The organism is Streptomyces pseudogriseolus, from assembly GCA_002154585.1.
Lineage (GTDB): Bacteria > Actinomycetota > Actinomycetes > Streptomycetales > Streptomycetaceae > Streptomyces > Streptomyces pseudogriseolus.
Genome location: MUNG01000505.1, coordinates 1 through 4,440, shown reverse-complemented (window position 1 = coordinate 4,440; position 4,440 = coordinate 1). Strand labels below are relative to the sequence as shown.

The following is a 4,440-nucleotide window of genomic DNA, read 5'->3' as shown; positions in this document are numbered from 1 at the left end:
GGTACGGGCGCCCGTACCCGACGGCGGACCGGGGCACCGTTCCTGCCGCTGCGGTCGGCGCCCGGATTCAGCGAACCGTGGCCGCGTGGCTGACGAAGACCTGGGCAAGACGCAGCGCCCTGGCTCTGGCGAAGGGAATGCGGCTCAGCGAGGACCCGCCTCCCTCGTGGCGCACGTGACTGCTGCTGGACATAGCCCGAGCCCACGCGGACACCGGGGATGCGGCCGGGGCGGTGAAGATCCTGGAGTCCCTGCGACGTGTGGCGCCGTCATGGATGCAGCACCACGCCTTCGCCGTGGCGATCGCGCGTGACCTGTGGACGCTCCCCCATTACCCGCCGTGCCTGCGGCCGTTGGCCGAGCTCCCGATCCGGGTGGTGATCGAACGCCCCGGCGCGGCCCGGCTCCGCGTCGCTGGCGGAGCAATGGGGAAGCGAGCCGCTGCCGTGGGGGAAACGGGTGTGGGAGGAGCTGCACGCACAGAGGCACCGGTGACCGTGGCGCAGAGGCGGCGTGCGTGGGTGGGTGACCCGTTCGGTGGACCTCGCGGCGGTCGACCCGGCTGCGGGTGATCAGGCCTCGTGAGGAGAGACTGCGGGACGGATATGTCTGAACCCGGCAACGGCGAAAGCCCTACCTCGTGCTGATCACAGAGCGGGCTTCGTCGTGTCACGAGCGGTCGTCGCGCTGCACGTGCACGACGACGTCATCACCGCCCTCGCCCCCCGGGCGGGTCACCCATAACGGCTCCGACCACTTCGCCGTGTTCACGGCCTGCTACCGCCGCTGGTCCCGGGAGCGGCTGCGCGAGCCCCTGCCCGCGCCGGACGCGGTCCGCATGCCCGCCGCCGCGACCGGCGAGGAGCCGCCGTCCCGCGGGCGGCCCGCGGACGGGTCGCCGGGCCTGGCGGCCGGCGGGGAGACGGCGGGCCGCGAGCGGTTCGCCGGCTGGGCGCGCACGGACCTCGCCGGCTAAGCCGACTCGCACGGTCACCTGGCCGGTGACGCCACGTCACGGCTACCCCCCTACCTGCACTTCGGCGCACTGTCCCCGGCGGAACTCGTCCACCGGGTCCGCACGGTGGGTGGCGCCGGGTCCGAGGCGTTCGTGCGCCGGCTGTGCCGGCGCGACTTCCATCACCAGCTCCTCGCGGTGCGGCCCGAGGCGTCCCGGCAGGACTACCGCAGCCGCGGCGACCAATGGTCCGCGGCCTACTGTTGAGATGTGCGCCTGCCGTGCCCAGCGCGGCGAGGACGAGGCGGCCGAGGACATCACCGCCTGGCGGGAGGGCCGTACGGGCTGTCCGATGGTGGACGCCGGCATGCGCCAGCTGCGCCACAAGGGCTGGATGCACAACCGGGCGCGGCTGGTGACGGCGAGTTTCCTGACCAGGACGCTGTACGTCGACTGGCGCGTCGGCGCCCGGCACTTCCTGTGGCACCTGGTCGACGGTGACATCGTCAACAACCAGATGAACTGGCAGTGGGTCGCCGGCACCGGCACCGACTCCCGCCGCCACCGCGTCCTCAACCCCGTCCTGCATAGCAGGCGTTACGACCCGGACGGGACCTATGTACGGCGCTGGGTGCCCGAGCTGGCCGGCGTCGAGGGCGGCGCGGTGCACGAGCCCTGGCGGCTCCCGGACGACCGGCGGGCCGCGCTGCGTTACCCCGAACCGGTCATCGGCCCCGGCGAGGGACTGGCCCGTTTCCGCGAGGCGCACGGTCGTCAGCGATGAACCGGGTACCCATGAGCGGACTGCGCACGGACGCGTGGCGACGTCGCGTCGGTGTGCATCCGGAACACCACTCTCGGCGGAAGCACTGATGTGCGAATGACCGGATGCGAGAAGGGGTTGCGCATGCTTGGACCGCGGCCGACCGTGGCCGGACCGGGGGCACCGGACGACGCCCCGCTCACCGCCCCCGGGGCCACCCGGGCCGTGGAGGCCGTGCTCGGGCAGGTGCTCGAGGCGCGGCTGCGCCACGCCCGTCAGACCGACGCCGTGGCCGCACGCGACCTGGCCGAGCGCGTCGCCGCGTTCTCCCTGCGTGGCGGCAAACGGCTGCGCACGGCGTTCGTGTGGTGCGGCTGGCGGGCCGCGGGGGGATCGGGTGACACCGGCCCGGTCCTGCGCACCGGGGCCGCCCTGGAACTGCTCCAGGCGTGCGCCCTCATCCACGACGACGTGATGGACGGCTCCCCGCTGCGCCGGGGGGCGCCGGCCCTGCACGTGGACTTCGCCCGCGGGCACCGGGCGGCGCGGATGTCCGGCTCGGCCGAGTCGTTCGGCTCGTCGGCGGCCGTGCTGGCCGGCGACCTGGCACTGGCCTGGGCGGACGACCTGCTGACGGAGACGGCGCTCGCCTCGCCGCACGGCGCCCGGCTGCACGGCGAATGGCGGGCCATGCGCACCGAGATGGTCGCCGGCCAGTACCGGGACCTGAAGGCCCAGGCGAGCGGATCGTCCAGTGGCGAGGAGGCCCTGGCCATCGCCGAACTGAAGAGCGCCCTGTACACGGTCGCCCGGCCCCTGGCGCTGGGCGCCACGCTGGCGGGAGCCGACCCGCACACCGTGGACGCGCTGCGGGCCGCCGGGCGGTGCGCCGGGCTGGCGTTCCAGCTGCGCGACGACGTCCTCGGCGCGTTCGGCGACCCGCTGCTGACCGGGAAACCCGCCGACGACGACCTGCGGACGCGCAAGCTCACCCACCTGCTGGCCACGGCCGTGCGGCTCGCCGGGACCACCGGCGACCACGAGGCCGCCGCCGTGCTCGCCGCGGGCCCGGACGCGCGGTCCCCGCAGACCGTGGAGCGGATGCGGGCGGCGCTGGAACGGACCGGGGCGCGGGCCGAGGTGGAGGCCAGGATCACCGAACTGGCGGCCGCCGCCCTGCGGCACTTCGAGGCCACCGGCGCCGGCGCGCGGGTGCAGCAGGAGTTCACCGTATTGGTCGAGCGGGCAGCGGGCGTCGCCCCGCGCCCGGCGGAGGAGCTGGTATGAAGACCGTGCCGGGACCGACGGACCACGTCGTCGTCGTGGGCGCCGGGCTGTCCGGCCTGGCCTGCGCGCTGCACCTGCTGGGCGCGGGCCGCCGGGTCACACTCGTCGAACGGGACCCCGGGCCCGGCGGCCGGGCCGGGCAGGTGCGGCTCGGCGGCTACCAGGTGGACACCGGGCCCACCGTGCTGACCATGCCCGACCTGGCCGAGGAGGCCTTCGCCGCCGTCGGCGACAGCCTGTACCGGCGCGTCGAACTGACGCCCCTGCACCCCGCCTACCGGGCCGGCTTCGCCGACGGCACCTCGCTGGACGTGCACACCGACGGCGACGCCATGGAGGCCGAGGTGCGCCGCTTCGCCGGGCCCGCCGAGGCGGCGGGCTACCGCAGGCTGCGCGCGTGGCTGGAGCAGTTGTACCGGGCCCAGATGCGCCGCTTCATCGACACCAACTTCGACTCGCCCTTCCAGCTCGCGCACCCCGACCTGGCCCGGCTGGCGGCCCTCGGCGGCTTCGGCCGGCTGGACGCCCGCATCGGCCGCTTCCTGAACGACCCGCGGCTGCAGCGGGTCTTCTCCTTCCAGGCGCTGTACGCGGGGGTCGCCCCGGCCCGGGCGCTCGCGGCCTACGCGGTGATTTCCTACATGGACACCGTGGCCGGCGTCTGGTTCCCCAAGGGCGGGATGCACGCCCTGCCCCGCGCGATGGCCGACGCGGCGGCGGACGCCGGTGCCGAGCTGCGCTGGTCGGCGGAGGTCAGTGCGCTGGAGAGCGTCTCCGGGCGGGTGCGGGCGGTCCGCCTCGCCTCGGGTGAGCGCATCCCGTGCGACGCGGTCGTCCTGACCTGCGAACTGCCCGCCGCGCACCGCCTGATGGGCCGGACCCCCCGGCGCCCGGTGCGCCTGCGGCACTCCCCCTCCGCGGTGATCCTGCACGCGGGCACCGACCGCACCTGGCCCGGACTCGCCCACCACACCCTGTCGTTCGGCGCCGCGTGGGAGCGCACCTTCGACGAACTGACCCGCACGGGGTCGCTGATGAGCGACCCCTCCCTGCTGATCACCCGTCCGACCACGCACGACCCCTCCCTGGCGCCGCCGGGCCGCCACCTCCACTACGTGCTGGCGCCCTGCCCCAACACCGACGTCGGCCCCTCCGCCGCCGCCTGGCGGGACCTCGGCCCCCGCTACCGCGACAGCCTCGTCGCCGAGCTGGAACGGCGCGGCCTGGACGGGTTCGCGGACAGCGTCCAGGAGGAGATGCTGGTGACCCCGCTGGACTGGGCGGCCCAGGGCCACGCCGCGGGCAGCCCCTTCTCCGTGTCCCACACCTTCGCCCAGACCGGGCCCTTCCGGCCCCGCAACCTGGTGCGCGGCGTGGACAACGTGGTGCTCGCGGGCTGCGGCACCACCCCGGGCGTCGGCGTGCCGACCGTGCT

General features: G+C 75.1%; 2 protein-coding genes and 2 pseudogenes. All 4 read left to right on the top strand.

Annotation, left to right across the window (positions count from 1 at the left end; translation table 11 throughout):
- Nucleotides 1-110: 110 nt before the first annotated feature.
- Nucleotides 111-362, top strand: a pseudogene (locus tag CCN29_RS31885) (transcriptional regulator); the annotation flags it as partial.
- Nucleotides 363-687: 325 nt separating this feature from the next.
- Nucleotides 688-1,739, top strand: a pseudogene (locus CCN29_RS31880) (FAD-binding domain-containing protein); the annotation flags it as partial.
- 123 nt (nt 1,740-1,862) lie between these two features.
- Nucleotides 1,863-3,005 carry a polyprenyl synthetase family protein gene (locus tag CCN29_RS31875; protein WP_086686017.1) on the top strand — a complete coding sequence of 381 codons (1,143 nt, stop codon included), beginning with the start codon at nt 1,863-1,865 and terminating at the stop codon, nt 3,003-3,005.
- The coding region (gene crtI / locus CCN29_RS31870) for a phytoene desaturase family protein (protein ID WP_086686015.1) at nt 3,002-4,440 on the top strand (1,439 nt) is incomplete at its 3' end. The genes CCN29_RS31875 and crtI, both read left to right, overlap by 4 nt.

Coding starts and splice junctions, on each gene's coding strand:
- CCN29_RS31875 (WP_086686017.1), top strand. CDS start 1,863: ATGCTTGGACCGCGGCCGACCGTGGCCGGACCGGGGGCACCGGACGAC.